The organism is Pseudomonas sp. KH_050, assembly GCF_057838875.1.
The window spans coordinates 5,748,201-5,772,075 of record NZ_CM174478.1 but is presented as its reverse complement, the minus strand read 5'-3'; the positions used below and the strand labels follow the sequence as shown (position 1 = coordinate 5,772,075).

Below are 23,875 nucleotides of genomic sequence, written 5' to 3'. Positions count from 1 at the left end.
TCTTAAAGAGTCTCGGAACCGGTCAGGCGCTTGATGGTGCTGCGCAGAATAGGGCTGTCGGGCTGATCCTTGAGGAACTTGCCCCAGATTTGCCTGGCTTCGCGTTGTTTGCCATTGGCCCACAGGACTTCGCCCAGGTGCGCGGCGACTTCCTGATCGGGGAACCGCTCAAGGGCCTGACGCAGCAGGCGTTCGGCCTCATCGAGGTTGCCCAGGCGGAAATTCACCCAGCCGAGGCTGTCGAGTACCGCCGGATCTTCCGGAGTCAGCTGATGAGCCTGCTCGATCAGCGCCTTGGCCTCGGCGTAACGCGTCGTACGGTCGGACAAGGTGTAGCCGAGGGCGTTCAATGCCATGGCATTGTCCGGATCACGCTGAATGATCAGGCGCAGGTCTTTCTCCATTTGTGCCAGATCGTTGCGCTTCTCTGCCTGCATGGCGCGGGTATACAGCAGGTTCAGATCGTCCGGGTATTGCGCCAAGGCTTGTTGCAGGACTTTCCAGGCTAGATCGCCCTGCTTGTTGGCTGACAGGGTCTCGGCTTCGATCAGGTACAACTGAATCGCGTAATCGGGCTGAGTATCGCGGGCCGTGGCCAGGCGGCTTTGGGCTTCACGGGTGCGGCCGTGGCTGATCAAGATGTCGGCCTGGCGCAATTGCGCCGGCAGGTAGTCATTGCCCGGGCCGACCTGGGCGTATTCGATCAGCGCGCCTTGCGGGTCATTGCGTTCTTCGGCGATCCGACCGAGGTTCAGGTGCGCCGAATCGACATGGCTTTCCCGGGCGATCAAGTCTTCCAGATAACCCTTGGCCTCTTCCCAGGCCTTGGCTTCCAGGCAGACCAGTGCCAGTGAGTAACGCAAATCGTCATCTTCCGGGTATTGCTGGACCAGGCTGGAGAATTCGACCTTGGCGTCCTCCATGCGGTCCTGCTCGACCAGCATGCGCGCGTAGGTCAGGCGCAGGCGTTTATCGTCGGGGTACTTGCGAATGCTTTTTTCCAGTAGCGGCAAGGCTTCCGGGCCGCGATTCAACGCTTGCAGCAGGCGCGCGCGCAGCAGCAACGGCGCTACTTCGCCTTCTTCCGGCGGATTATCCTCAAGCAGGCCCAAGGCGCCCTCGGAGTCACCGTCCTGTTGCAACATCAAAGCCTTGCCGAAGATCAACTGGCCATTGTTCGGGTACTTTTGCAGCAAGCGGTCAAAGCCTTTCATCAGGCCGTTGCGGGTTTCCTGATCGGTATCGGCGGCAGACAAGGCCAGAAAGTCGAAATGGGTGTCGCCTTTGCCTTGCAGGACTTTCTCCATATAGACCATGGAGTCGTCATAACGCCCGCTGCGTGCCAGTTGAATGGCTGCGGCGCGTTGCGCCTCCAGGTCGTCCGGGGAGTTTTTCGCCCAGATCAGCGCGGTATCCAGCGCGGCCTGATCGGCGCCCAGGTATTCGGCGATGCGAAAGGCTCGCTCGGAGATCCCGGGGTCCTGAGTGTTGATGGCCTGGGTTACGTAGTTGTCCAGGGCAATGTCGTAACGATTGCGCTGGCCAGCCAGCTCCGCGCTCAGCAGGCTGAAGATCGTGTCTTCGCTGAACGAGCTGTAGACCTTTGGCTTTTCAGGCGCCGGAGTACTGTCTTCAACCGGCGGCGTGCTGTCCGGTGGTACGGGTACCAGGAACTGGCAGCCACTGAGCAAGACAAAAGCGAGGAGCAACGAGGAAGATCTATTCATATAGGAGGAGGACGACTAACCTGCGGTCGGATCATCATGACACAAGCCTTCGGTCAAACATAACCGGGTCAGGCAATTCATATTGACAGACGTTTGAACGCTTTATACAGGGTATTCGGTGCGGCAGTGGTTGTTCTGGATCTGGCGAAGTAGGACAATTGTCGGCTTCTCGACATCATCAGCGACCTTGAATGGCCTTCCTTGCACTCGGTATTAACCACAAGACTGCTTCAGTAGACGTCCGCGAGCGCGTGGCTTTTACCCCAGAGCAGTTGGTTGAGGCCTTGCAGCAGCTCTGCCGCCTCACCGACAGCCGCGAAGCTGCGATCCTCTCCACCTGCAATCGCAGTGAGCTCTATATAGAACAGGATCACCTTTCGTCTGACTCGGTGCTGCGCTGGCTGGCCGATTACCACCATTTGAGCATCGACGACCTGCGTGCCAGTGCTTATGTGCACGAAGACGATGCGGCAGTTCGTCACATGATGCGGGTGGCCTCGGGGCTGGATTCGCTGGTGCTCGGCGAGCCGCAGATTCTCGGCCAGATGAAGTCGGCCTATGCCGTGGCCCGCGAGGCGGGCACCATCGGGCCGCTGCTCGGGCGCTTGTTCCAGGCCACATTCAATGCGGCCAAACAGGTGCGTACCGACACCGCCATCGGCGAAAACCCGGTGTCGGTGGCTTTCGCCGCCGTCAGCCTGGCCAAGCAGATATTCAGTGACCTGCAACGCAGCCAGGCGCTGTTGATCGGGGCCGGTGAAACCATCACCCTGGTCGCCCGGCATCTGCATGAGCTGGGCGTCAAACGCATAGTGGTGGCCAACCGGACCCTGGAGCGCGCGAGCATCCTGGCCGAACAGTTCGGTGCCCACGCAGTGCTGCTCTCGGATATTCCTGCGGAACTGGTTCGCAGCGATATCGTCATTAGCTCTACCGCCAGCCAGTTGCCGATTCTGGGCAAGGGCGCGGTCGAGAGCGCATTGAAGCTGCGCAAGCACAAACCGATTTTCATGGTCGACATCGCCGTACCTCGCGATATCGAGCCGGAAGTCGGCGAACTGGACGACGTTTACCTGTACAGCGTCGACGATCTCCACGAAGTGGTCGCCGAAAACCTCAAGAGCCGTCAGGGCGCTGCCCAAGCGGCCGAAGAGATGGTCTCCATCGGTGCAGACGACTTCATGGTGCGCCTGCGTGAGCTGGCGGCGGTGGATGTGCTCAAGGCCTATCGTCAGCAGAGCGAACGCCTGCGTGATGACGAATTGCTCAAGGCCCAGCGCATGCTCGCCAATGGCAGCAACGCCGAGGACGTGCTGGTGCAATTGGCCCGCGGCCTGACCAATAAATTACTGCATGCGCCAAGCGTGCAATTGAAAAAGCTGACCGCCGAAGGCCGCCTCGATGCGCTGGCCATGGCCCAGGAACTTTTTGCTCTCGGTGAGGGCCCTTCGGATAGCTCTTCGGATAAAAAACCGCAATGAAAGCGTCACTGCTCAATAAGCTGGACATCCTCCAGGACCGTTTCGAGGAACTGACCGCCTTGCTTGGCGATGGCGAAGTCATTTCCGATCAGAACAAATTTCGCACCTATTCCAGGGAATACGCGGAAGTTGAACCGATTGTCAGTACCTATACCCAGCTGCTCAAGGTCCAGGCCGACCTCGAAGGCGCCCAGGCGCTGCTCAAGGACAGCGACCCGGACATGCGTGAAATGGCCGTGGAGGAAGTGCGCGAAGCCAAAGAGCGGCTGATCGAGCTCGAAGGCGACCTGCAACGCATGCTGCTGCCCAAGGATCCCAACGACGGGCGCAACGTGTTTCTCGAGATTCGTGCCGGCACCGGGGGTGACGAAGCGGCGATTTTTTCCGGCGACCTGTTCCGCATGTATTCGCGCTACGCCGAGCGTCGTGGCTGGCGGGTCGAGATTCTCTCGGAGAACATCGGCGAACACGGTGGTTACAAAGAAGTCATTGCCCGGGTCGAAGGCGACAATGTCTACGGCAAGCTGAAATTCGAATCCGGTGCCCATCGCGTGCAGCGGGTTCCGGCCACTGAATCCCAGGGCCGTATCCACACCTCGGCCTGTACCGTGGCGGTATTGCCAGAGCCGGATGAACAGGAAGCGATCGAGATCAACCCGGCGGACCTGCGGGTCGACACCTATCGCTCCTCGGGTGCCGGTGGTCAGCACGTCAACAAGACCGACTCGGCAATCCGTATCACTCACCTGCCTTCGGGGATTGTGGTCGAGTGTCAGGAAGAGCGTTCCCAGCACAAGAACCGCGCACGAGCCATGTCCTGGCTGTCGGCCAAGTTGAACGACCAGCAGACCAGCGCCGCGGCCAATGCCATCGCCAGCGAGCGCAAGTTGCTGGTGGGGTCGGGTGATCGCTCCGAGCGGATCCGCACCTATAACTTCGCCCAGGGTCGGGTGACCGATCACCGGGTCAACCTGACCCTGTATTCCCTTGATGAAATCCTTGCTGGCGGCGTCGACGCGGTGATCGAGCCGCTGCTGGCCGAATACCAGGCCGATCAACTGGCAGCAATAGGTGAGTAAATGACGATTATTGCCAGCCTGTTGCGCGCTGCCGACCTGCCTGATTCGCCCACGGCCCGGCTGGATGCCGAGTTGTTGCTGGCGGCGGCCCTGGGCAAGTCCCGGAGCTTTCTGCACACCTGGCCAGAACGGATTGTCAGCAGCGAAGCCGCGCTGACCTTTGCCGGCTATTTGCAGCGCCGCCGCAGTGGCGAACCAGTGGCTTACATCCTCGGTCAGCAGGGTTTCTGGAAACTCGACCTGGAGGTCGCGCCCCATACGCTGATTCCGCGGCCGGACACCGAGCTGCTGGTGGAGGCCGCGCTGGAGCTGTTGCCGGCCACGCCTGCCAAGGTTCTGGACCTGGGCACCGGCAGCGGCGCGATCGCCCTGGCCCTGGCCAGCGAACGTCCGGCCTGGCAGGTCACGGCGGTGGATCGAGTGCTCGAAGCCGTGGCCCTGGCCGAGCGCAACCGTCAGCGTCTGCATTTGCACAACGCGACGGTACTGAGCAGCCATTGGTTCAGTGCGCTGGCAGGTCATCGCTATCAGCTGATTATCAGTAACCCGCCGTACATTGCCGATGCCGACCCGCATCTGGTGGAAGGTGACGTGCGCTTCGAGCCGGCCAGTGCGTTGGTGGCCGGTTCCGACGGGCTGGATGATCTGCGTTTGATCATTGTCCAGGCACCCCAATACCTTGAAGCCGGCGGCTGGTTGATGCTCGAGCACGGCTACGATCAGGCAGTTGCGGTGCGTGATCTGCTGCTGACACAGGGTTTTGAACAGGTCCACAGTCGCCAGGACCTGGGCGGCCACGAACGCATCAGCCTGGGGCGCCTGCCATGCTGAATGATCAAGAGCTGTTGCGTTATAGCCGGCAAATCCTGTTGCAGCACGTCGACATCGACGGCCAGCTGCGCCTGAAGAGCAGCCGTGTGTTGATCGTCGGTCTTGGCGGTCTAGGTTCGCCAGTGGCCTTGTACCTGGCCGCTGCGGGGATCGGCGAGCTGCATCTGGCGGACTTTGACACCGTCGATCTGACCAACCTGCAACGGCAGATCATTCATGACGCCGACAGCGTTGGCCTGACCAAGGTCGACTCGGCGATTCGTCGCCTGACGGCAATCAATCCCGAGATCCGGCTGATTGCCCATCGCGCAGCCCTGGATGAAGATTCTCTGGCGGCTGTGGTGGCCGCTGTCGATCTGGTGCTCGATTGTTCGGATAATTTCTCGACCCGCGAAGCGGTCAATGCGGCCTGTGTGGCTGCCGGCAAACCTTTGGTCAGCGGCGCGGCAATTCGTCTGGAAGGACAGCTTTCGGTGTTTGATCCACGTCGCCCCGAGAGCCCTTGCTATCACTGCTTGTATGGGCACGGCAGCGAAGCCGAGCTGACCTGTAGCGAAGCCGGAGTGCTGGGGCCGCTGGTGGGGCTGGTCGGTAGCCTGCAAGCTCTTGAGGCGTTGAAATTGCTGGTCGGTTTTGGCGAGCCGCTCGTGGGGCGGTTGCTGTTGATCGATGCCCTGGGCACGCGTTTTCGCGAGTTGCGCGTCAAACGTGATCCAGGCTGCAGCGTCTGTGGAACCAAACATGCGTGAAGCGCCGATTGGCGTGTTCGACTCCGGTGTCGGCGGGCTGTCGGTGCTGGCTGAAATCAAGCGTTTGCTGCCCAATGAGACGCTGCTGTACGTCGCCGATTGCGGCAATATTCCCTACGGCGAAAAGACCCCGGAGTTCATTCGTCAGCGCTGCAGTGTGATGGCTGAATTTTTCGTCAAGCAGGGGGCCAAGGCGTTGGTGCTGGCCTGCAACACGGCAACGGTGGCGGGCGTCGCCGACTTGCGTCGCGACTACCCGCAGTGGCCCATCGTCGGCATGGAGCCCGCGGTCAAACCGGCGGCGGCGGCAACCCGCAGTGGGGTGGTCGGTGTACTGGCGACCACCGGGACCTTGCAGAGCGCCAAGTTCGCCGCCTTGCTCGATCGTTTTGCCACCGATGTGCGGGTCATCACTCAACCGTGCCCGGGGCTGGTTGAACTGATTGAAGCGGGTGACCTGCACAGCCCGGCGTTGCGCCAATTGCTGCAGGGTTACCTCGAGCCGCTGCTGGCGGCGGGGTGCGACACCCTCATTCTCGGCTGCACCCACTATCCCTTTCTCAAGCCGTTGCTCAAGCAGATGATCGCCGACGACATCAGCCTGATCGATACCGGCGCCGCGGTTGCCCGGCAACTTCAACGCTTGCTGGCCGAGCGTGAATTGCTCGCTTCGGGCCCTTCCCGCGAAGCGCAGTTCTGGACCAGTGCCAGTCCCGAACACTTGCGAAATATCCTGCCTCTGCTATGGAGCGGGTCTGGCGTAGTGCAAGACTTCCTTTTGTAAAAAAAACGTGAAAAGAACGCTCAAAAGCGCTGAACTTCTGCATGTGCAGCGACTTCTATAGCTAGTCTCTTGAGTAGTACAAGAACAATACAAAAACGTTCTCAAAAGGATGTTTCTCATGAAGCGACTGTTCTGTTTGGCTGCCATTGCAGCCACCATACTGGGGCACAGTTTTTCGGCACAGGCGGCGGGTGTCGAGTTCTCGGTCGGCCAGACTGGCGAGTCTACGATGGCCTATCGTCTGGGCGTGCAACTGGATTGGGACAAGAGCTGGCTACAGACGAGTGTCGGCCGCGTGACCGGTTACTGGGACGCCGCCTACACCTATTGGGATGGCGACCAGACCTCCAGTAATCACAGCCTGTCGTTCTCACCGGTATTTGTGTATGAATTCGCCGGTGAAACCGTCAAGCCGTACATTGAATTAGGGGTAGGCGTAGCCCTGTTCGCCACCACCGAGGTGGAGAGCAACAACCTGGGGTCGGCCTTTCAGTTCGAGGACCGTTTCGGTTTTGGCCTGCGCTTTGCCGGTGGGCATGAAGTCGGGGTTCGCGCGACGCATTACTCCAACGCTGGTATTACCAGCCCCAACGACGGTGTAGAGAGTTACGCGTTGCATTACACGATGACGTTGTAAGTCTGCGCCCTGTGGCGAGGGAGCTTGCTCCCGCTCGACTGCGGAGCAGTCGCAAATCCGATGAAACTGTTTTATCTGACACAACAGAGTTGCAGATCTTAGGGCCGCTTCGCGGCCCAGCGGGAGCAAGCTCCCTCGCCACAGTTGATCATGGCCACAAGTGATAAGTTTTTCAGCGATATGCCGTCGTAATTCCCAATCGTTCATCGATGCATTCTGGCGCACCCATCTCGAATTCCCGACAGATCAGCGGGCGTTTCTCGTAGATGGTGCACATCATGCTGTTGCGATCCAGCGCGGCGCACCAGCCGTCATCCAGGCGCAGCATGACTTCCCCGCCCCAATCGTCCGTGTCGATAAAACGTTCAGGCACGCCAGTGTCGGTGATCAGCATGACTTCCAGTTGGCAGCAGCAGGCCGCGCACGTGGAGCAGGTGACAGCCGGTTCGGCGATCTCGGTGAGGGGGATATTGGTCATAGCCGCGCAGTGTAAGGCAGCGCGCCACGGTTGTGTGAAAGGCCTGACGGACGCAGTGATGCGCCCTTGTGGTTGCCGATCAGTGCTTCACCCGAGCCGGCTACTTCGGCAGTGGCCAGAACTCGGACAGGCTCAAGGCCGAAAAAGCGATTTTCGGCGGACGACTCTGGATTTCCCCCAGTACATGCCGTGCGGCCTTGTCCAGCGGCCAATCCTGCGGGATGGGCAAGTCCTTGTCCTTGGTCGATGGAGTGTCGACGAAGCCCGGGCTGAGTACGGTGACGTCAATGCCTTGCGGTGCCAGATCGACTCGCAAGGATTCGAATAAAGCGCGCAGGCCAGTGTTGCGGGCGCCATTCTCGGCAGTTCGCGGTAGCTGCAGATAGGTCACTGAACTGGCGATGCCCACCAGATGCGGTTTGTTCCCGGCCCGCAACAGGGGCAGGGAGGCTTCGATGCAATAACTGCTGGCCAGTAGGTTGGTGCGCACCACATGTTCGATGATGGAGCTGTCGAGCTGTCTGGCGTCGACGTATTCACAGGTCCCGGCATTGAGAATCAAGCTGTCGAGCGAGCCCCAGGTTTCACTGATGCGTTCGCCGATCTCCCGCACCTGCTGGCTGTTGGTGAGGTCGCCGGGGACCAGCAGTACCTGCCCCGGAAACCGCGCGGCCAACGCATGCAGCGGTGCGACAGCGCGTGCGCTGAGAGCAAGGTGGGCCCCTGACGTGAGCAGTTCCTCGGCCAGCGCGGCCCCGATTCCGCTGCCGGCACCGGTCAGCCAGATACGACGTGGAGGTGTACGACTCATCCCATTCTCCTTGTAAATTTATTCATGCCCGGCTCGCGCGGCCTGTCGCGAGGGCAGGCTCCTGAATGCGGCCAGAGCCCGTTGCCGAGACTGGCTCAGATCGACGATCGGCGGTGGGTAGCCAGTTACGCCGAACAACCCGCCCATGGCGGCCGGGTTGTGGATATCTTTATTGTTCAGGTTTGCCAGTTCCGGCAGCCAGTGCTTGATGAACAGCCCTTGCGTATCGAATTTCTCCGACTGGCTTAGCGGGTTGAAGATGCGGAAGTAGGGCGCCGAATCGGTGCCGGTGGACGAACTCCATTGCCAGCCGCCGTTGTTCGCCGCCAGATCGCCATCGATCAAGTGGCGCATGAAGAAGCGCTCGCCTTGCCGCCAGTCGATCAACAGATTCTTGGTCAGAAACATCGCCACGACCATTCGCAACCGATTGTGCATCCAGCCGGTTTCCAGCAATTGACGCATGGCAGCGTCGATGATCGGCAAGCCGGTCCGCCCCTGTTGCCAGGCGGCCAGTTCTTCGGGGGCGTGGCGCCAGGGAAGGGCTTCGGTTTCCGGGCGAAATGCGCGGTGCCGGGAGACCCTTGGGTAGCCCACCAGAATATGTTTGTAGAACTCGCGCCAGAGCAATTCGTTGATCCAGGTAACGGCACCTTCATTGCCGCTTTCAAACTCACCCTGGTTGCTTTGCAAGGCGGCGTGCAAGCACTGGCGTGGCGAGATCACCCCGGCGGCCAGGTAGGCGGACAATTGGCTGGTGCCAGGCTTGGCCGGAAAGTCTCGCTCGCTTTTGTAGTAGTCGATCTGCTGCTCGGCAAAACGCTCCAGACGGCGCCGTGCCTCGGTTTCACCCGCAGGCCAGAGTTTGCGCAATGCCTCGCCGGGTGGCGCGAAGCTTTCTACCTGTGACGGAACCGGATCGCTGCCGATGGTCAGCGGCAACTGGGCGTTTGGCGCGCTGATCAATCGCGGTAGCATACTGTGCAGGCGGGCGTAGCAGACTTTACGGAATTGGCTGAAGACCTGGAAATAGCTGCCGGTCTTGCTCAGCACGCTGCCGGGCTTGAACAACAATTGATCGAGGTAACGATGAAAGGTGATGCCATGGGCTTGCAGCAGGTTATTGACGGCCGTATCACGCTGGCTTTCATGAATACCGTATTCCTCGTTGGCATGAACCGCTTCAATCCGGTGTTGCCGGCATAAATCGAATAATACCTGCGGCACCTGTTCCCAGGTGCTGGCATGGCAGAGCAGCAAGGGGATATTCAGCTCACCGAGGGCTGTGCTCAACTCACGCAGATTGCGCAGCCAGAAGTCGACTTTGCACGGAGCGTCGTCGTGGGCCAGCCATTGCTTCGGACTCAGCACGTACACCGCTACCGTCGGGCCGCTTGCCGCTGCGGCCGAGAGGGCAGTGTTGTCATGTACGCGCAGATCGCTGCGCAACCAGATCAATTGCATGGTCATTCCAGGAAAAGCCTTAAATCAGACCGCATTGAACCAATCCCTGGTGAGCCGACAAAGGGTCTTCGGCGAGGAACAAATCAGCCATTTCAGATGTTTTCAGGGACAACTCGGCGTGATGGATGCGCACCGTGGGGCCGGCAATGATTTTTGGGCAGCTGACGCCATTCAGAAGTTTCGTCAGTTGGTTCAAATTTATCGCTTGGCTCGAATAGAGCAGTGCGCCACGGGCTTGCAGGTGATCGACGGCCAACGCCAGTTCGCCCGCGGGCAGCGGCCAGTCGAAGACTTCCACGGGGCAATCGGCGCTGCTCACCAGCCAGGCGGTGAGCCACAGGTGAGGCTCGAGGGGCAGGTCCGAGTGATTGATCAACAGCAGCGGTGCGGCGCGCAACTGGCGGTTGTTATGGTAGATCCGCGCGCCGAACTTGCTGCGTAACCAGGAATAGAAAAATACCTGCTCCATTTGCGCGCCGAACTGGCCCAGCCAGCGCTGCTCCAGCTCCGCGAGCAATGGCATCAGCAACTGTTCGCACAAGGTTCGCGGCGGGTACAGCGACATGGCTTGATTGACGGTGTCATCAAGAGTGCGTTCGGCCAGTTGACTGACCGCTTGCAGTGCCGTCTGGCGCAACACTTGCCAATCGCTTTCAACGGGCCCGGTAAAGGCCTGAGGGGTATCGAGCAGTTGTTTGACCTGGCTGATGGCGACGCCGCGATTGAGCCAGGTGAGGATGATCAGGATCCGTTGCACGTGTTCGGCGCAGAACAGCCGATGGCCCTTGGGCGTGCGCTGGGGCACGATCAGCCCGTAGCGCCGCTCCCAGGCGCGCAGGGTAACCGCGTTGACCCCGGTCTGCCGGGCCACTTCGCGGATTGGCAGCCAGCCTTCGTCCAGGGCCTTCTCGAAGTCCGGGCCGAGGTCTTCGCTGGCACTGGTGTCGGGTATGGTTTTCATTAGATCGCATTTCGCAGGCTGAGATTTTCCGGGTGCGGCTGCAGATAAACCTGCTGCGCAATGTACGGATCCGGGTGTTGGCGAAAGTAATGCTTGAGCAGTGTCAGCGGTACCACCAACGGCACGATTCCTTGGCGGTACTGGCCGATGACGTGTTGCACTTCCTGTTTGTCTTCAGCGCTGATGGCTTGCCTGAGGTAACCACTGAGATGTTGCAAAACATTGGCATGGGTGCGGCGGGTGGCGCATTTTTTTAGCGCCGCCATCAGCTCGCTGAAATACCGAGGGCCGAGCAGGGCAGGGTCGGACTTGCCCATGCTGCCGAGCACATTGCCCAGGGTTTTGTATTGCACCGGGTTATGGGCCATGAGCAGGTATTTGTAGCGCGAGTGAAATTCGGTCAGCCGGCGGCGGCTCAAGCCCTCCTTGAGCAACTGCTGCCAGGCGACATAGGCGAAAACCCGAGTCAGAAAATTTTCGCGCAGTACCGGATCATTCAGACGGCCGTCTTCTTCTACCGGAAGGTCGGGATGCAACGCGCAGAACGCCTGGGCATAGATCCCGCGGCCGCCGCCATCAATCGGCATGCCGTTATCCTGGTAGACCTTTACCCGGTGCAGACCGCAGGACGGCGACTTCTGCATGAAGATGTAGCCGCAGATGTCATACAGTTCGCCGGCCATTTTTGAGGCGTAATCAGCCAAGGGTCGAGTGACATTGACCTCGTGATGAACCGTGCCGACGGCATCCGGATGCTGCGGATCACCCACCAGACGGATCGGCGCACGGGGAATGCCCAGGCCGATAGCGACTTCCGGGCAGACTGCAATGCAGTCGAAATAGTCTGTGAGGGTGTGGCTGCACAGGTACGATTGCTTGTGCCCACCGTTGTAACGGACTTCGGCGCCCATCAGGCATGCGCTGACAGCGATTTTCGGTCGGGTCGCAGTAACGTCGCCGGGCATGGGGGGACCTCTGATCTACACCTGTACCGATAGTTTTATTCGTACAACTTTAATGCATCATAGATACAAAGGTGTACAAGTCAAACTTTTTGTATAGGTTTTTCGGAGAGGTCTGGTTTATCGGTAGGACCTGATTCCCGGTTCGATGACCAGAAAAATGTTTTAGTGGTTTTGCCAATGGGCTGCTGTCCATTTCGACAGCAGCAATTTGCTCGGGTCAATGCGCTTCACTGCAGGTGTTCATGCAAGCGGCGGGCAGCTTCCTGACCGCTGAGCCAGGCTCCTTCGACGCGTCCGGACAGGCACCAGTCGCCACACGCATACAGACCCAGGTCGGCATCGGCCAAGGCGCCCCATTCATGAGTGCCGGCCGGGCGGGCGTAGAGCCAGCGGTGGGCAAGGCTGAAGCTCGGAGCGGGCATGGCGCTGTGCAGCAACTCGGCGAAAGCGCCGTGCAGTTGCTCGATCACTGCCTCTTTGGGCAGATCGATATGTTGCCGGCTCCAGGTGCTGGTGGCGTGCAGTACCCACGTGTCCAGGGTGTTGTCGCGCCCCGGTTTACTGCGGTTGCGAGCCAGCCAGTCGAGCGGACTGTCCTGTACGAAGCAGCCCTCCATCGGGGTATCCAGCGGGGTTTCGAAGGCCAGGGCGATAGCCCAGGTCGGCTCCATTTTCACGCTGGCAGCGGCCCCCGCCAGTTTCGGCGCGGCAGCCAGCAGGGCGGTGGCCTGAGGGGCGGGAGTGGCAATCACCACATGACTGTACGGGCCATGGGTGAAGCCTTCGGCATCTTGCAGATGCCAATGCTGCTCGCCACGGTAAACCTCAGTGATACGGCAGTTGAACTGCACGGCCATGTCACCGATCAGGGCGCGGGTGATGGCACTCATGCGCGGCGTCCCGACCCAGCGAGTCTGTTCGTCGGGCGAAGGGCTGAGCTGGCCGCCGTGGAAGTTGTAGAGCTGCGGGGACCACACGGCAACCCAGCCATTGGCTTGCCAGCGCTGGACTTCGTTGACGAAGCGGCGGTCACGGGCGGTGAAGTACTGCGCCCCCAGGTCCAGAACACCCGCTTCACTGCGCTTGCTCGACATGCGTCCGCCGCTGCCATGACTTTTATCGAAAAGCTGCACTTCATGCCCGAAGTCACGAAGTGCCTGGGTGGCTGAGAGTCCGGCGATGCCGGTGCCGATGATTGCGATAGGTACAGTCATAGGGGCCTCGTTTACCTTCTGTACAGACTACGCCGTCGGTTTAAACCTGTACAATAATGTTTTGTTGTATAACTTTTGCCGTGCTCGGTCTTGCAAGCTGTTCCAGGCAGGTTGTCCTATGGTTAACCATAGAGCCTGCCCGATTCAAAAGCTCCCTGCTTATAAAAATAGACTAGTGATAAGGGTAAAACGCCACGCGAGGAAGTTGTCATGCACATATTGCTGACCGGCGGTACTGGTTTGATAGGACGTCAGCTCTGCCGACACTGGTTGACCCAAGGTCATCGCTTGACTGTCTGGAGTCGTCGACCGGATCAGGTGGCCAAACTCTGCGGTGTCGAGGTCCGCGCAATCGAGCGCCTCGAGGAGTTTGGCGATCAGCCGCTCGACGCGGTGATCAATCTCGCCGGTGCGCCAATTGCCAGTCGGCCCTGGACCCACAAGCGCAAGGCATTGCTCTGGAGCAGCCGGATCAACCTGACTGAAACCCTGCTTGCCTGGCTGGAAAGCCGCGAACAAAAGCCCCAGCTGCTGATTTCCGGGTCGGCGGTGGGCTGGTATGGCGATGGTGGCGAGCGCGAATTGACCGAGGGCTCGCCGCCGATCAATGAAGATTTCGCCAGTCAGCTGTGTATCGCCTGGGAGGAGACCGCGCAACGTGCCGAGACCATGGGCATCCGCGTGGTGCTGATTCGCACCGGGTTGGTGCTGGCCGCCGAGGGCGGCTTTTTGTCGCGGCTGTTAATCCCCTTCAAACTCGGGCTGGGCGGGCCTATTGGCAGTGGTCGGCAGTGGATGCCGTGGATTCATATCAAGGATCAAATCGCCCTGATTGATTTTCTTCTGAATCAGAAAGATGCCAGTGGTCCTTATAATGCCTGCGCGCCCAACCCGGTACGCAATCGCGAGTTTGCCCAGGCCCTGGGCAGCGTGTTGCACCGGCCGGCGATAGTGCCGGTGCCAACCCTGGTTTTGCGGGTTGGCCTGGGTGAGTTGTCACTGTTGCTGCTGGGTGGCCAGCGGGCCACGCCGACGCGTTTGTTGGCGGCGGGTTTTACTTTTCAGTTCACTGACTTACGTGCGGCACTGGACGATTTATCCAGCCGCCTTTGAAAGGACGTTGCATGACCGATCACGCGTTGCTCCTGGTCAACCTGGGTTCGCCTGCCTCCACTTCGGTGGCTGATGTGCGCAGCTACCTCAATCAATTTCTGATGGACCCTTACGTCATCGACCTGCCATGGCCGGTGCGGCGTCTGCTGGTCTCACTGATTCTGATCAAGCGCCCTGAACAGTCGGCCCATGCCTATGCGTCGATCTGGTGGGAGGAGGGTTCGCCGCTGGTGGTCCTCAGCCGACGCCTGCAACAGGCGATGAGCGAGCAATGGACACAAGGCCCGGTGGAGTTGGCGATGCGTTACGGCGAGCCGTCGATTGAGACGACGCTCACCCGTCTGGTCGCCCAAGGGCACAAGAAAATTACCCTGGCGCCGCTCTACCCGCAGTTTGCCGACAGCACCGTGACCACGGTGATCGAAGAGGCCAAGCGGGTGGTGCGAGACCAGCAGCTGGATATTCAGTTCTCGGTGCTGCAACCATTCTACGACCAGCCGGAATACCTGGACGCGTTGGTCGCCAGTGCCAAACCGCACCTGCAGCAGGATTTCGATCACCTGTTGCTGAGTTTCCATGGCTTGCCGGAGCGGCATCTGAAAAAACTCAACCCTGGGCATTGCTTCGACGGTGGGGCTGATTGCTGCCGTGATGCATCGCCAAAGGTCCTCGCGACCTGTTATCGCGGCCAGTGCCTGCGAACGGCCCGGGCCTTTGCCGAGCGCTTGGGGTTGCCGGAGGATAAGTGGTCAGTGTCATTCCAGTCGCGGCTGGGCCGCGCGAAATGGATCGAGCCCTACACCGAAGCGCGGCTTGAGGACCTCGCAGCCCAAGGCGTGAAGAAGATTCTGGTGATGTGCCCGGCATTCGTTGCCGATTGCATCGAGACGCTGGAAGAGATTGGTGATCGCGGGCGTGAACAGTTCCGCGAAGCGGGGGGCGAGGAACTGGTGCTGGTGCCCTGTTTAAACGACAACCCCGAGTGGGCACAGGCGTTGAATGCGCTGTGCGAGCGGGCGCCGCGAGCGTTGTAAATGCAGACCTGTGGCGAGGGGGCTGGCCCCCGCTCGGCTGCGCAGCAGTCGTAAAACCAGTGGTTGCGGTGTGCCTGACGAAATGTGATTGCAGGTTTTAGGGCTGCTTCGCGACCCAGCGGGGCGATGCGGCGTTCCGACAAGCCCCCTCGCCACAGGGGACCTGCTTGTGTCAGTTACAGCAACGACTCATCCGCTTTCTTGTGCTTCCAGCTGTCATTGCCGGGCAACAGCAGATTCAGCGCTATCGCCACCACCGCACACAAGGCGATGCCTTTGAGGCCGAAGTCATCCGGGCCGGTTCCGGTGCCCACCAGCACGCCGCCAATCCCGAACACCAGGGTCACCGACACAATCACCAGATTGCGCGCTTCGCCCAGATCGATTTTGTGGCGAATCATCGTGTTCATTCCCACCGCGGCGATCGAGCCGAACAACAGGCAGAGAATCCCGCCCATCACCGGCACTGGAATGCTCTGCAGCAGCGCACCGAACTTGCCGATAAACGCCAGGCTGATGGCGAAGATCGCCGCCCAGGTCATGATTTTCGGGTTGTAGTTCTTGGTCAGCATCACCGCGCCGGTCACTTCGGCATAGGTGGTGTTGGGTGGGCCGCCGAGCAGTCCGGCAGCGGTGGTGGCGATGCCATCACCGAACAGGGTGCGGTGCAGACCGGGTTTTTTCAGGTAATCGCGACCTGTCACGCTACCGACCGCGATTACCCCGCCGATATGCTCGATGGCCGGCGCCAGCGCCACCGGAACGATAAACAGAATCGCCTGCCAGTTGAACTCTGGAGCGGTGAACTGCGGCAGTGCGAACCAGGGAGCGGCGGCAATCTTCGCGGTATCGACCACGCCGAAGAAGAACGCCATGCCGAAGCCCACCAGCACGCCCGAGATGATCGGCACCAGGCGGAAAATCCCTTTGCCGAAAACGGCCACGATCAAGGTGGTCAGCAGCGCCGGCATCGAAATCAGCATGGCGGTCTGGTAAGGGATCAGCTCAGTGCCGTCGCCGGCCTTGCCCATCGCCATGTTGGCGGCAATCGGCGCCATGGCCAGGCCGATGGAAATAATCACCGGGCCAATCACCACGGGAGGTAGCAGCCGGTCGATGAAGCCGGTGCCCTTGATCTTTACTGCCACACCCAGAAAGGTATAAACGAAACCGGCCGCCATCACCCCGCCCATGGTCGCGGCAAGGCCGAACTGGCCCTTGGCGAGAATGATCGGGGTAATAAAGGCAAAGCTCGAAGCCAGGAACACCGGCACCTGACGCCCGGTGACCACTTGGAACAACAGAGTCCCCAGGCCCGCCGTGAACAGCGCGACATTGGGATCGAGACCAGTAATCAGCGGCATCAACACCAACGCGCCAAACGCCACGAACAGCATCTGCGCACCCGACAGGACCTGGCGCCAGAGCGGGTCGTTGAACTCGTCCTGCATGCTCACGCGTCCTTCTGCTTGGTACCGAAAATCTTGTCGCCGGCATCACCCAGGCCAGGAATGATGTAACCGTGTTCGTTCAGGCGCTCATCGATGGACGCGGTGTAGATGGTCACGTCGGGGTGAGCTTTGTCGACGGCAGCGATGCCTTCGGGAGCGGCGACCAGCACCATGGCGCAGATATCCTTGCAGCCGGCTTTTTTCAGCAAATCGATGGTCGCGACCATCGAACCCCCGGTGGCGAGCATCGGATCGATGATCATTGCCAGGCGTTCGTCGATTTCCGGAACCAGCTTCTCCAGGTACGTATGGGCTTCCAGGGTTTCCTCGTTGCGAGCCACGCCAACGGCGCTGACCTTGGCACCCGGAATCAGGCTGAGGACACCTTCAAGCATGCCGATACCGGCGCGCAGGATCGGTACCACGGTAATTTTCTTGCCGGCGATCTTTTCGACTGAAACGGTGCCGCACCAGCCCTCGATGTCGTAACTCTCGAGCGGCAGGTCTTTGGTTGCCTCGTAGGTGAGCAGGGCACCGACTTCCTGAGCGAGCTCACGGAAGTTCTTCGTGCTAATGTCGGCGCGGCGCATAAGGCCGAGCTTGTGGCGGATCAGCGGATGGCGGATCTCACGGATGGGCATAGGGAATGGCTCCGGCGGCGGGCAAAAAAACCGGCCTAGATTAATCTATCCGAGGGTGTTGTCCTATAGACATGCTGTACGTTAGTCCAGAAAGGCTTGATCTGGCTCCGCCGGATGCGTACCTTTGCCCGCTTTTCCGAATCCGCCACCCCCTTGGAGAGCGCCATGTCCGCTGATCTCGAGCATATCCGTCAAATCATGCGAGAGGCTGACTGCCTGTACACCGAAGCTGAAGTCGAGGCGGCCATCGCCCGTGTCGGTGCACAAATCAATGAACAACTGGCTGAGCGCAATCCAGTGGTTTTCTGTGTGATGAACGGTGGGTTGATTTTCTCCGGCAAACTGCTGACCCACCTGAATTTTCCACTGGAAGCGTCCTACCTGCACGCGACCCGCTACCGCAATGAAACCAGCGGCGGCGACCTGTTCTGGAAAGCCAAGCCGGAAGTCTCGTTCATCGACCGTGACGTACTGATCATCGACGACATCCTTGACGAAGGTCATACCCTGGGCGCGATCATCGACTTCTGCAAACACGCCGGCGCCAGCGCCGTACACACTGCCGTGCTGATCGACAAGGATCACGACCGCAAGGCTCGCCCGGATCTGAAAGCAGATTTCGTCGGCCTGCCCTGCATCGACCGCTACATCTTCGGTTACGGCATGGACTACAAAGGCTACTGGCGCAATGCGAACGGCATTTTTGCCGTCAAAGGAATGTAAGACATGCCAACCCCGAGCTTTCTCGATCAATCACTCTTCTGCGAACTGGCCGAGAAAGCCGCGGCCAACCCTCGTGGCCGGCAGCATCACAACTTCCATCAGATGGAAGAACCGTGCCACCGGATGGCGGTGGGCTTGCAACCCTCGACCTACATTCCGCCCCATCGGCATCTGGGTGCCGACAAGGCCGAAACCCTGCTGGTCCTCAAGGGCCGCCTCGGCCTGCTGATTTTCGACGAGTCGGGTCAGGTACTGAGCAAGCGTGTGCTGCAGGCAGGCGGCGATTGCCTGGGCGTGGACTTGCCACCGGGGGTGTTCCACGGCCTGGTGGTGCTGGAAGCCGACAGCCTGATGTTCGAATGCAAATCCGGGCCTTATCGGCCGGTGGGCGAAGGCGAGCTGGCGCATTGGGCGCCGCGCGAAGGCGAGGTAGGCGTGGCCGAGTATCAGGCCTGGATGCGCGCGCAGTTCGATTGATTGCTGCGTTGTGCCCCCATGCTAGAGTGCTCGGCCATGTCTCCGGAGCCCGTCATGAGCCTTTTGATTCGCAGTTGCGCCGCTGTGTTGCTGGCACTCTGCCTGCCGCTGGAGGCCGCGCCAGCGCCGATGCACGCGCAGTTCCTGCCGCCAGACGATCTGACCCTGCGTGATGCTCAGCCTGAACAGCAGCAACTGCTACAGGTCACCGAATACTCGGTGGTGGTCGGCAGTCAGCGTCAATCCAATCAGCAGCCGATCCCGGTGACTTCACCGGTGATGATCCGGTTGAAGGGCAAGTCGCTGAACAAGGGCGCCGCGATTAATCAGGTACTGGTCAATTTCGATGGTGAAAGCAAAAGCCTGAAAAAGCCGGTGTTCGACGACAAGACCAAGACTCTCACCCTGTATTACCCGATGGCCCAGTACCGGGTGATCATCGATCTGCTGCGCAATGACACGGTTTATTGCCAGTTCCTGAGCTATGCCAACGGGCATGTCTGGGCCGATCTGCACACCGGGGCCGTACGCGCGCGTTGAGCGCAGAGGCTGGCGGGGGGTAAACTGCCCGCCCCGTGAAACGTCTGCGAGCTGGAGTCGGCAATGCGTAAAGATAAGAAACAGGTGATTGGTGACGAGATCGGCGATGCGCAGATCAAATTGTTCCTCGATTTCGAGCCGGTCGATGCCACATCGCCGTCCCTGCACAAACTGATCAAGGCCTACCGTGGCCTGCGTATCGACGATTTCGAGCGCTTTCTGGGGTTCTTTGTCGAGGCCGGTTACGACCTGGATGGCAAGGACGAGCACGGTAAGGATTTTGTTGCCCTGGTCCAGGATCAGCGTAATGCCGATGAGTACATCGAGTTGATCCAGAAGGCTCGCGGCTGACATAGAAACAAGATCAAAAGATCGCAGCCTGCGGCAGCTCCTACAGGGGATCGGCGAGCCGACGGGTAAATTCGGTCGGCGCAGCCTGCGATCTTTTAAACGACATAAAAAAACGCCCCGCTCTCAAGGAGAACGGGGCGTTTTTTATGCGCTATGACTTCAAGCGTAGCTTGGGGTCTCGCTGCTTGGCTCAACCAGTTCCAGGCTGAGATTGTTCTGCTTGTTGATCTTGCGGTACAGCGCAGCGTCGGTTTCCAGGACCTTTTCCCGAGCCGGGAAGATTTCCTTGAGTTTGGTCGCCCAAACGCCTTTGGTTTTTTCCGGGAAGCAACGTTCGATCAACTCAAGCATGATCGAAACGGTCACCGAGGCACCCGGCGAAGCGCCGAGCAGGGCGGCCAGAGAGCCGTCCTTGGCTGCAACCAGTTCGGTACCGAACTGCAGAACGCCGCCTTTCTTCGGATCCTTCTTGATGATCTGCACGCGCTGACCGGCCACTTCCAGGCGCCAGTCTTCTGCTTTGGCTTCTGGATAGAAGCGACGCAGGGACTCCAGGCGCTGCTCCATCGACTGCATCACTTCGCTGACCAGGTACTTGGTCAGGTCCATGTTGTTTTTGGCCACGGACAGCATCGGGCCGATGTTGCCGGCGCGAACCGACATCGGCAGGTCCATGAACGAGCCGTGCTTGAGGAACTTGGTGGTGAAGCCGGCGTAAGGTCCGAACAGCAGGGACTTCTTGCCATCGACGACACGGGTGTCCAGGTGCGGCACGGACATCGGTGGCGAACCCACGGCAGCCTGGCTGTAGACCTTGGCCTGGTGATGTTTGACCACTTCCGGATTGTCACAACGCAGCCACTGGCCGCTGATCGGGAAGCCGCCGAAGCCTTTGCTTTCCTCGATGCCCGAGGCCTGCAGCAACGGCAGCGCAGCACCGCCGGCGCCGAGGAAGACGAATTTGGCGTCGACATCACGGGAGTTGCCGGTGTTCACGTCCTTGATGCTGACGGTCCAGCCGCCGTTGTTACGCTTGAGGCCGGTGACACGCTTGCAGTACTTGACCTGGGCATCGGGTGCGCTGGTCAGGTGCTGGAGCAACTGGTTGGTCAGGTTGCCGAAGTTGACATCGGTACCATTGATCACGCGGGTGGCGGCGATGACTTCGTCAGCCGGACGCCCCGGCATCATCAATGGCATCCACTCCGCCATTTTCGCCTTGTCTTCGGTGTATTCCATGTCGGCGAAGGCGTGGTGCTTGTGCAGCTTCTCAAAGCGCTTTTTCAGGAACGAAACGCCATCCCCGCCCTGCACGAAGCTCAGATGCGGCACCGGGCTGATGAAGGTTTTCGAGGAGCCGAACGTGCTTTTTTTGGTCAGATAGGACCAAAACTGCTTCGACACCTCAAATTGGGTGTTGATGTGCACGGCTTTCTTGATATCGACGGAGCCATCCCCGGCCTGTGGCGTGTAGTTCAGCTCACACAGCCCGGCGTGACCGGTACCGGCGTTGTTCCACGGGTTGGAACTCTCCGCGGCACCCGAATCCATCAGCTCGACGACTTCCAGCTTGATCGCGGGGTCGAGCTCTTTGAGCAGTACAGCGAGGGTGGCACTCATGATGCCCGCCCCAACCAATACCACGTCGACTGCTTCGTTATGCGCCATTTAACGCGTCTCCAAAATCTGCAGCACCAAATTGACGGCATAGCTGCCAAGAGTTACGGGGCATGCTTCAAATTAGCCCCAGGTCACCCATGGCCAGGATCGCCATGTCCGAATCTTCGCAATTTTTCGCAACTTCGACGGACGCTACCAACCGGCCTGAAGTTCATATGAACTCACTTCAGCGCGCCGCAGGCAATTCGACTTATGGTCAAGGCGTCCGTTTGTGCAACCAAATCCGTAGCGGACAGGCTTCAGGCTCCAGTTCTTGAGGAGTGCTCGGTCCTGTGTAATTGGGCTGTTTCAGACGCTAATAGTGCATTTTCAGACGCAAAACTATTCATTTGCTCGCCACACTCTTGTGAAGTAGTGAAAACCCGTTTTTTCACGCTCTTTTGAAGACGTGAACCTCAAAAAGGGCTGCCCCAGCCTGGCACCGGGCCCGAGGTTAACTGCCGTCATGGGATGCATGACAGGCAAAACGGGCAAACAACTCAGTGACCGAGCGCAATGGCAGCTCTGGCAGATTCGCGAAAAGTGGTGGTTTGCAGGAAAAACAGCAAGCGCGCCAGCTTCACTCGATCTGTGTGGGCGGCTCTCTGTGGGCGGTGCGGGGGAGCTAATGCAAGCGCATTAGCGATGCTGCGAGGCCCGATCAGGAGACGTCCTTATAATCGGGGGGAGATTGTAGCGAAGAAACGCACGGAAATGGTCTTGTTAAATGACTTTTATTAGCCGTTTGGTCAGGTGGTCAGCGCGTAATGTGCTCGTGAGCGGGACATGCGCGGGGTGATCCGGGCGTCGGCGGGCAGTGGTCGCTGCAGCCAGTTGAGGCGAACTTCTTCGATTTCGACCCAGTTGGCGCCCATTGGCGGCAGGCTGCACTGCTTGAATGCCTGGCAGCAACCCTTTTGGTCGAGCAAGGCAAAGCTGCGGTATTGCTGGCGTGGAGCGAACAAGGACCGGAGAAAGCGCATGGTGGAGTACCTGCTGGGTGACTGAATCGAAGGTTGCCAGCCAGGCATGACAGACCGATGTAAAAACTGTGACGGCTGTGTGACAGGAACCCGCCCGTAGCGTCCGGGTCAGACATTTGAGCAAGTGTTGCGTAGCGCTAGTTAGCGGCACTGGCCCACCGCTATACTGCGCGCCTGTTTGTGCCTGATTCTGGAGAGATGAGCATGTTGCAACGCCTGTTGTTCGGTTTGATCACTGTGACCAGCTTGACGCTGGTCGGCTGCGCCCACAGCCCGCAACAACTCAGCCCGCAACCGAAACTCACGGCCCAGCTCGCGCCTGTGGGCCAGGGCCAGCCGGTGGTGGTGAAAGTGGTCGACGGTCGTCCGTCGCCAACCCTGGGGACCCGTGGCGGTCTGTACCCTGAAACCAGCGCCATCAGCGTCGCCAGCGCCGATATCGTGCCCAAGCTGCAAGCCCAGGCCGAAGCCGCCGTGCGTCTGCTGGGTTTCACTCCAAGCCCGAATGCGCTGAACGCTCCGCAAGTGACCGTGACCCTGGTCGAGCTGAAGTATCAGTCGCCTAAACAAGGCATGTACGTGACCGAAGCGACTATCGGCGCGACCTTCCGCTCCGATGTATCGAACGCCAACCGTCGCTACAGCGGCCGTTACGGCGCTTCCCTGGACCAGCGCTTCGGCATGGCGCCGAACCAGGAAACCAACACCAAGCTGGTGAGCGACGTCCTGAGCGATGCCCTGACCCGACTGTTCAAGGATCCGTCCATCGGTCAGATCCTGGGCCAATAATGTGGGCTCTGTGTAGGCGCTGCCGAAGGCTGCGATCTTTTGATCTTCGCCCTTGACGGCACACTGCTCAAAATCAAAAAGCCCGGCTTCATCACTGAAGCCGGGCTTTTTCATGCCGGCCTGAATTCAGGCGGCTTCGACATAGAAGTCGAGCATGCTCACCCCGGTCAACAAGTCAGTCTCTGGCAGGTCGGCATGCTGATGGCCGCCGAGGGCGCAATACACCAGCCAGTGACGGTCCTGGACGTTGAAGGCCAAGCCGCCGACCAGGGCTTCCTGTTCGTCGCTGGGGGAGATCAGATAAAGACTATCCTGGTTTTCTGCATGCAGCATGACAAGCTCCGTGTCGGTGTCGGGTGCAACAGACTGGTTTGTTTAGATGACGAAAGCGTGACCGGGTAAATTAATCGGCAAATAGGGCGCACTTTGGTCGAATAGGGCGGGGCATGCGTCAGGGCTTTCGGTAGAATCCGCGCGCGGGTGCTTGTTCGATGGCCCAATGGCATGTCTTACACGAGGTTGATAATGTCGCTGCAACTGATCTGGTCCATGTTCAACGCCCACCCGGCAAAACTGATTAATGTCCTCGCGTTGCTGTTTGCCTGCCCAGGCAGTTGGCTGCTGCACTCGACCCGTCGGCGAGAGCAACGCGCCCTGGCCAGCCTCGAGGCGCAAAGCCAGAATCGCAGCACCGACCAGCCCATCCCGCTGCTGGACGTCGCAACCTTGCGCAAGAACCGGCTTTTCTACTGCTTCGGCTTCGCCTGCCTGGCCTTGGCGCTGCTGGTGTCGTGGATCAGCACCTGGATCTGAGCCGGCATTCAAGTGGGATTAAAGTGAACGTCACGCCTCACTGACTACAGCGCCTTGCGCCGCGGCCTACAAATCCTCCAGAATCCCCCGGCTTGTGCGCCTTGCCCCGCGCCACTAAGG

General features: G+C 59.7%; 26 protein-coding genes. 14 read left to right on the top strand and 12 right to left on the bottom strand.

Features of this window, described 5'->3' with window-relative positions:
- Window positions 1-2 precede the first annotated feature (2 nt).
- Window positions 3-1,727, bottom strand: a complete 1,725-nt coding sequence (locus AC3IUA_RS26560; protein WP_489357797.1) for a tetratricopeptide repeat protein — start codon at window positions 1,725-1,727, stop codon at window positions 3-5.
- Window positions 1,728-1,918: 191 nt separating this feature from the next.
- On the opposite strand from AC3IUA_RS26560, the gene hemA reads away from it, so the two are divergent.
- From hemA to AC3IUA_RS26530, 6 genes are all read left to right on the top strand, one after another.
- Window positions 1,919-3,208: a glutamyl-tRNA reductase gene (gene hemA, locus AC3IUA_RS26555; RefSeq protein ID WP_489357796.1), complete on the top strand. Its 1,290-nt coding sequence runs from the start codon at window positions 1,919-1,921 to the stop codon at window positions 3,206-3,208.
- Window positions 3,205-4,287, top strand: a complete 1,083-nt coding sequence (gene prfA / locus AC3IUA_RS26550; RefSeq protein ID WP_489357795.1) for a peptide chain release factor 1 — start codon at window positions 3,205-3,207, stop codon at window positions 4,285-4,287. Before hemA ends, prfA begins: the two co-directional genes overlap by 4 nt.
- On the top strand, window positions 4,288-5,118 hold the full coding sequence (gene prmC / locus AC3IUA_RS26545; protein ID WP_489357794.1) for a peptide chain release factor N(5)-glutamine methyltransferase: 831 nt from the start codon (window positions 4,288-4,290) through the stop codon (window positions 5,116-5,118). It begins immediately after the preceding gene.
- On the top strand, window positions 5,112-5,867 hold the full coding sequence (locus AC3IUA_RS26540) for a molybdopterin-synthase adenylyltransferase MoeB (RefSeq protein ID WP_489357793.1): 756 nt from the start codon (window positions 5,112-5,114) through the stop codon (window positions 5,865-5,867). Before prmC ends, AC3IUA_RS26540 begins: the two co-directional genes overlap by 7 nt.
- Window positions 5,860-6,651, top strand: a complete 792-nt coding sequence (gene murI, locus AC3IUA_RS26535) for a glutamate racemase (RefSeq protein WP_489357792.1) — start codon at window positions 5,860-5,862, stop codon at window positions 6,649-6,651. The genes AC3IUA_RS26540 and murI overlap by 8 nt, the downstream gene beginning before the upstream one ends.
- A gap of 118 nt (window positions 6,652-6,769) precedes the next feature.
- Window positions 6,770-7,288: an acyloxyacyl hydrolase gene (locus AC3IUA_RS26530; protein ID WP_489357791.1), complete on the top strand. Its 519-nt coding sequence runs from the start codon at window positions 6,770-6,772 to the stop codon at window positions 7,286-7,288.
- A gap of 172 nt (window positions 7,289-7,460) precedes the next feature.
- Here AC3IUA_RS26530 and AC3IUA_RS26525 read toward each other — a convergent pair whose 3' ends face one another.
- The 6 genes from AC3IUA_RS26525 to AC3IUA_RS26500 form a co-directional block, all read right to left on the bottom strand.
- Window positions 7,461-7,766 (bottom strand): YkgJ family cysteine cluster protein, encoded by a 306-nt coding sequence (locus tag AC3IUA_RS26525; protein ID WP_489357790.1) that lies wholly within the window; start codon window positions 7,764-7,766, stop codon window positions 7,461-7,463.
- 100 nt (window positions 7,767-7,866) lie between these two features.
- On the bottom strand, window positions 7,867-8,577 hold the full coding sequence (locus AC3IUA_RS26520) for an SDR family NAD(P)-dependent oxidoreductase (protein WP_489357789.1): 711 nt from the start codon (window positions 8,575-8,577) through the stop codon (window positions 7,867-7,869).
- Between the two features lie 18 nt (window positions 8,578-8,595).
- Window positions 8,596-10,041 carry a deoxyribodipyrimidine photo-lyase gene (gene phrB, locus AC3IUA_RS26515; RefSeq protein ID WP_489357788.1) on the bottom strand — a complete coding sequence of 482 codons (1,446 nt, stop codon included), beginning with the start codon at window positions 10,039-10,041 and terminating at the stop codon, window positions 8,596-8,598.
- A gap of 19 nt (window positions 10,042-10,060) precedes the next feature.
- On the bottom strand, window positions 10,061-11,002 hold the full coding sequence (locus AC3IUA_RS26510; RefSeq protein WP_489357787.1) for a MerR family transcriptional regulator: 942 nt from the start codon (window positions 11,000-11,002) through the stop codon (window positions 10,061-10,063).
- Window positions 11,002-11,967: a YbgA family protein gene (locus AC3IUA_RS26505; RefSeq protein ID WP_489357786.1), complete on the bottom strand. Its 966-nt coding sequence runs from the start codon at window positions 11,965-11,967 to the stop codon at window positions 11,002-11,004. The genes AC3IUA_RS26510 and AC3IUA_RS26505 overlap by 1 nt, the downstream gene beginning before the upstream one ends.
- A gap of 227 nt (window positions 11,968-12,194) precedes the next feature.
- Complete coding sequence (locus AC3IUA_RS26500; protein WP_489357785.1) at window positions 12,195-13,181, bottom strand: NAD(P)/FAD-dependent oxidoreductase; 987 nt, start codon at window positions 13,179-13,181, stop codon at window positions 12,195-12,197.
- A gap of 210 nt (window positions 13,182-13,391) precedes the next feature.
- Between AC3IUA_RS26500 and AC3IUA_RS26495 the strand changes: the two genes are divergently transcribed.
- Both AC3IUA_RS26495 and hemH read left to right on the top strand, forming a co-directional pair.
- Entirely contained in the window at window positions 13,392-14,294 is a 903-nt protein-coding gene (locus tag AC3IUA_RS26495; protein ID WP_489357784.1) for a TIGR01777 family oxidoreductase, read from the top strand.
- An 11-nt stretch (window positions 14,295-14,305) separates the two neighbouring features.
- A complete protein-coding gene (hemH, locus tag AC3IUA_RS26490; RefSeq protein ID WP_489357783.1) occupies window positions 14,306-15,328 on the top strand; it encodes a ferrochelatase in 1,023 nt (340 codons plus the stop codon).
- Between the two features lie 176 nt (window positions 15,329-15,504).
- Here the strand turns inward: hemH and AC3IUA_RS26485 are convergent, their stop codons facing one another.
- Both AC3IUA_RS26485 and upp read right to left on the bottom strand, forming a co-directional pair.
- On the bottom strand, window positions 15,505-16,779 hold the full coding sequence (locus AC3IUA_RS26485; RefSeq protein ID WP_489357782.1) for a uracil-xanthine permease family protein: 1,275 nt from the start codon (window positions 16,777-16,779) through the stop codon (window positions 15,505-15,507).
- 2 nt (window positions 16,780-16,781) lie between these two features.
- Window positions 16,782-17,420, bottom strand: a complete 639-nt coding sequence (gene upp, locus AC3IUA_RS26480; RefSeq protein WP_150802132.1) for a uracil phosphoribosyltransferase — start codon at window positions 17,418-17,420, stop codon at window positions 16,782-16,784.
- 165 nt (window positions 17,421-17,585) lie between these two features.
- On the opposite strand from upp, the gene AC3IUA_RS26475 reads away from it, so the two are divergent.
- From AC3IUA_RS26475 to AC3IUA_RS26460, 4 genes are all read left to right on the top strand, one after another.
- Complete coding sequence (locus AC3IUA_RS26475) at window positions 17,586-18,143, top strand: hypoxanthine-guanine phosphoribosyltransferase (RefSeq protein ID WP_489357781.1); 558 nt, start codon at window positions 17,586-17,588, stop codon at window positions 18,141-18,143.
- Between the two features lie 3 nt (window positions 18,144-18,146).
- Complete coding sequence (locus AC3IUA_RS26470) at window positions 18,147-18,620, top strand: WbuC family cupin fold metalloprotein (protein ID WP_489357780.1); 474 nt, start codon at window positions 18,147-18,149, stop codon at window positions 18,618-18,620.
- Window positions 18,621-18,674: 54 nt separating this feature from the next.
- Window positions 18,675-19,160, top strand: coding sequence for a hypothetical protein (locus AC3IUA_RS26465; protein WP_489357779.1), 486 nt, complete (start codon window positions 18,675-18,677; stop codon window positions 19,158-19,160).
- Window positions 19,161-19,223: 63 nt separating this feature from the next.
- Complete coding sequence (locus AC3IUA_RS26460; protein ID WP_489357778.1) at window positions 19,224-19,511, top strand: PA4642 family protein; 288 nt, start codon at window positions 19,224-19,226, stop codon at window positions 19,509-19,511.
- Window positions 19,512-19,670: 159 nt separating this feature from the next.
- On the opposite strand, the gene mqo is transcribed toward AC3IUA_RS26460, so the two are convergent.
- Both mqo and AC3IUA_RS26450 read right to left on the bottom strand, forming a co-directional pair.
- The gene (gene mqo / locus AC3IUA_RS26455; protein ID WP_489357777.1) at window positions 19,671-21,179 is read right to left on the bottom strand and encodes a malate dehydrogenase (quinone); all 1,509 of its coding nucleotides are present in this window, start codon (window positions 21,177-21,179) and stop codon (window positions 19,671-19,673) included.
- A gap of 740 nt (window positions 21,180-21,919) precedes the next feature.
- Complete coding sequence (locus AC3IUA_RS26450) at window positions 21,920-22,153, bottom strand: hypothetical protein (RefSeq protein ID WP_489357776.1); 234 nt, start codon at window positions 22,151-22,153, stop codon at window positions 21,920-21,922.
- Between the two features lie 204 nt (window positions 22,154-22,357).
- On the opposite strand from AC3IUA_RS26450, the gene AC3IUA_RS26445 reads away from it, so the two are divergent.
- Entirely contained in the window at window positions 22,358-22,942 is a 585-nt protein-coding gene (locus tag AC3IUA_RS26445) for a YajG family lipoprotein (protein ID WP_489357775.1), read from the top strand.
- Between the two features lie 126 nt (window positions 22,943-23,068).
- On the opposite strand, the gene AC3IUA_RS26440 is transcribed toward AC3IUA_RS26445, so the two are convergent.
- Window positions 23,069-23,275: a hypothetical protein gene (locus tag AC3IUA_RS26440; RefSeq protein ID WP_489357774.1), complete on the bottom strand. Its 207-nt coding sequence runs from the start codon at window positions 23,273-23,275 to the stop codon at window positions 23,069-23,071.
- A 192-nt stretch (window positions 23,276-23,467) separates the two neighbouring features.
- Here AC3IUA_RS26440 and AC3IUA_RS26435 point away from each other — a divergent pair, with 192 nt between their 5' ends.
- Window positions 23,468-23,755, top strand: a complete 288-nt coding sequence (locus AC3IUA_RS26435; RefSeq protein ID WP_489357773.1) for a hypothetical protein — start codon at window positions 23,468-23,470, stop codon at window positions 23,753-23,755.
- Window positions 23,756-23,875 lie beyond the last annotated feature (120 nt).

Bases quoted from the DNA above. Each gene is read 5' to 3' on its own strand.
- upp (WP_150802132.1), bottom strand. From the start codon at position 17,420: ATGCCCATCCGTGAGATCCGCCATCCGCTGATCCGCCACAAGCTCGGC.
- murI (WP_489357792.1), top strand. From the start codon at position 5,860: ATGCGTGAAGCGCCGATTGGCGTGTTCGACTCCGGTGTCGGCGGGCTG.
- AC3IUA_RS26475 (WP_489357781.1), top strand. From the start codon at position 17,586: ATGTCCGCTGATCTCGAGCATATCCGTCAAATCATGCGAGAGGCTGAC.
- AC3IUA_RS26440 (WP_489357774.1), bottom strand. From the start codon at position 23,275: ATGCTGCATGCAGAAAACCAGGATAGTCTTTATCTGATCTCCCCCAGC.
- AC3IUA_RS26465 (WP_489357779.1), top strand. From the start codon at position 18,675: ATGAGCCTTTTGATTCGCAGTTGCGCCGCTGTGTTGCTGGCACTCTGC.
- phrB (WP_489357788.1), bottom strand. From the start codon at position 10,041: ATGCAATTGATCTGGTTGCGCAGCGATCTGCGCGTACATGACAACACT.
- AC3IUA_RS26520 (WP_489357789.1), bottom strand. From the start codon at position 8,577: ATGAGTCGTACACCTCCACGTCGTATCTGGCTGACCGGTGCCGGCAGC.
- prmC (WP_489357794.1), top strand. From the start codon at position 4,288: ATGACGATTATTGCCAGCCTGTTGCGCGCTGCCGACCTGCCTGATTCG.
- mqo (WP_489357777.1), bottom strand. From the start codon at position 21,179: ATGGCGCATAACGAAGCAGTCGACGTGGTATTGGTTGGGGCGGGCATC.
- AC3IUA_RS26505 (WP_489357786.1), bottom strand. From the start codon at position 11,967: ATGCCCGGCGACGTTACTGCGACCCGACCGAAAATCGCTGTCAGCGCA.
- prfA (WP_489357795.1), top strand. From the start codon at position 3,205: ATGAAAGCGTCACTGCTCAATAAGCTGGACATCCTCCAGGACCGTTTC.
- AC3IUA_RS26560 (WP_489357797.1), bottom strand. From the start codon at position 1,727: ATGAATAGATCTTCCTCGTTGCTCCTCGCTTTTGTCTTGCTCAGTGGC.
- AC3IUA_RS26460 (WP_489357778.1), top strand. From the start codon at position 19,224: ATGCGTAAAGATAAGAAACAGGTGATTGGTGACGAGATCGGCGATGCG.
- AC3IUA_RS26435 (WP_489357773.1), top strand. From the start codon at position 23,468: ATGTCGCTGCAACTGATCTGGTCCATGTTCAACGCCCACCCGGCAAAA.
- AC3IUA_RS26450 (WP_489357776.1), bottom strand. From the start codon at position 22,153: ATGCGCTTTCTCCGGTCCTTGTTCGCTCCACGCCAGCAATACCGCAGC.
- AC3IUA_RS26470 (WP_489357780.1), top strand. From the start codon at position 18,147: ATGCCAACCCCGAGCTTTCTCGATCAATCACTCTTCTGCGAACTGGCC.
- AC3IUA_RS26495 (WP_489357784.1), top strand. From the start codon at position 13,392: ATGCACATATTGCTGACCGGCGGTACTGGTTTGATAGGACGTCAGCTC.
- AC3IUA_RS26500 (WP_489357785.1), bottom strand. From the start codon at position 13,181: ATGACTGTACCTATCGCAATCATCGGCACCGGCATCGCCGGACTCTCA.
- hemH (WP_489357783.1), top strand. From the start codon at position 14,306: ATGACCGATCACGCGTTGCTCCTGGTCAACCTGGGTTCGCCTGCCTCC.
- hemA (WP_489357796.1), top strand. From the start codon at position 1,919: ATGGCCTTCCTTGCACTCGGTATTAACCACAAGACTGCTTCAGTAGAC.
- AC3IUA_RS26445 (WP_489357775.1), top strand. From the start codon at position 22,358: ATGTTGCAACGCCTGTTGTTCGGTTTGATCACTGTGACCAGCTTGACG.
- AC3IUA_RS26525 (WP_489357790.1), bottom strand. From the start codon at position 7,766: ATGACCAATATCCCCCTCACCGAGATCGCCGAACCGGCTGTCACCTGC.
- AC3IUA_RS26530 (WP_489357791.1), top strand. From the start codon at position 6,770: ATGAAGCGACTGTTCTGTTTGGCTGCCATTGCAGCCACCATACTGGGG.
- AC3IUA_RS26540 (WP_489357793.1), top strand. From the start codon at position 5,112: ATGCTGAATGATCAAGAGCTGTTGCGTTATAGCCGGCAAATCCTGTTG.
- AC3IUA_RS26510 (WP_489357787.1), bottom strand. From the start codon at position 11,002: ATGAAAACCATACCCGACACCAGTGCCAGCGAAGACCTCGGCCCGGAC.
- AC3IUA_RS26485 (WP_489357782.1), bottom strand. From the start codon at position 16,779: ATGCAGGACGAGTTCAACGACCCGCTCTGGCGCCAGGTCCTGTCGGGT.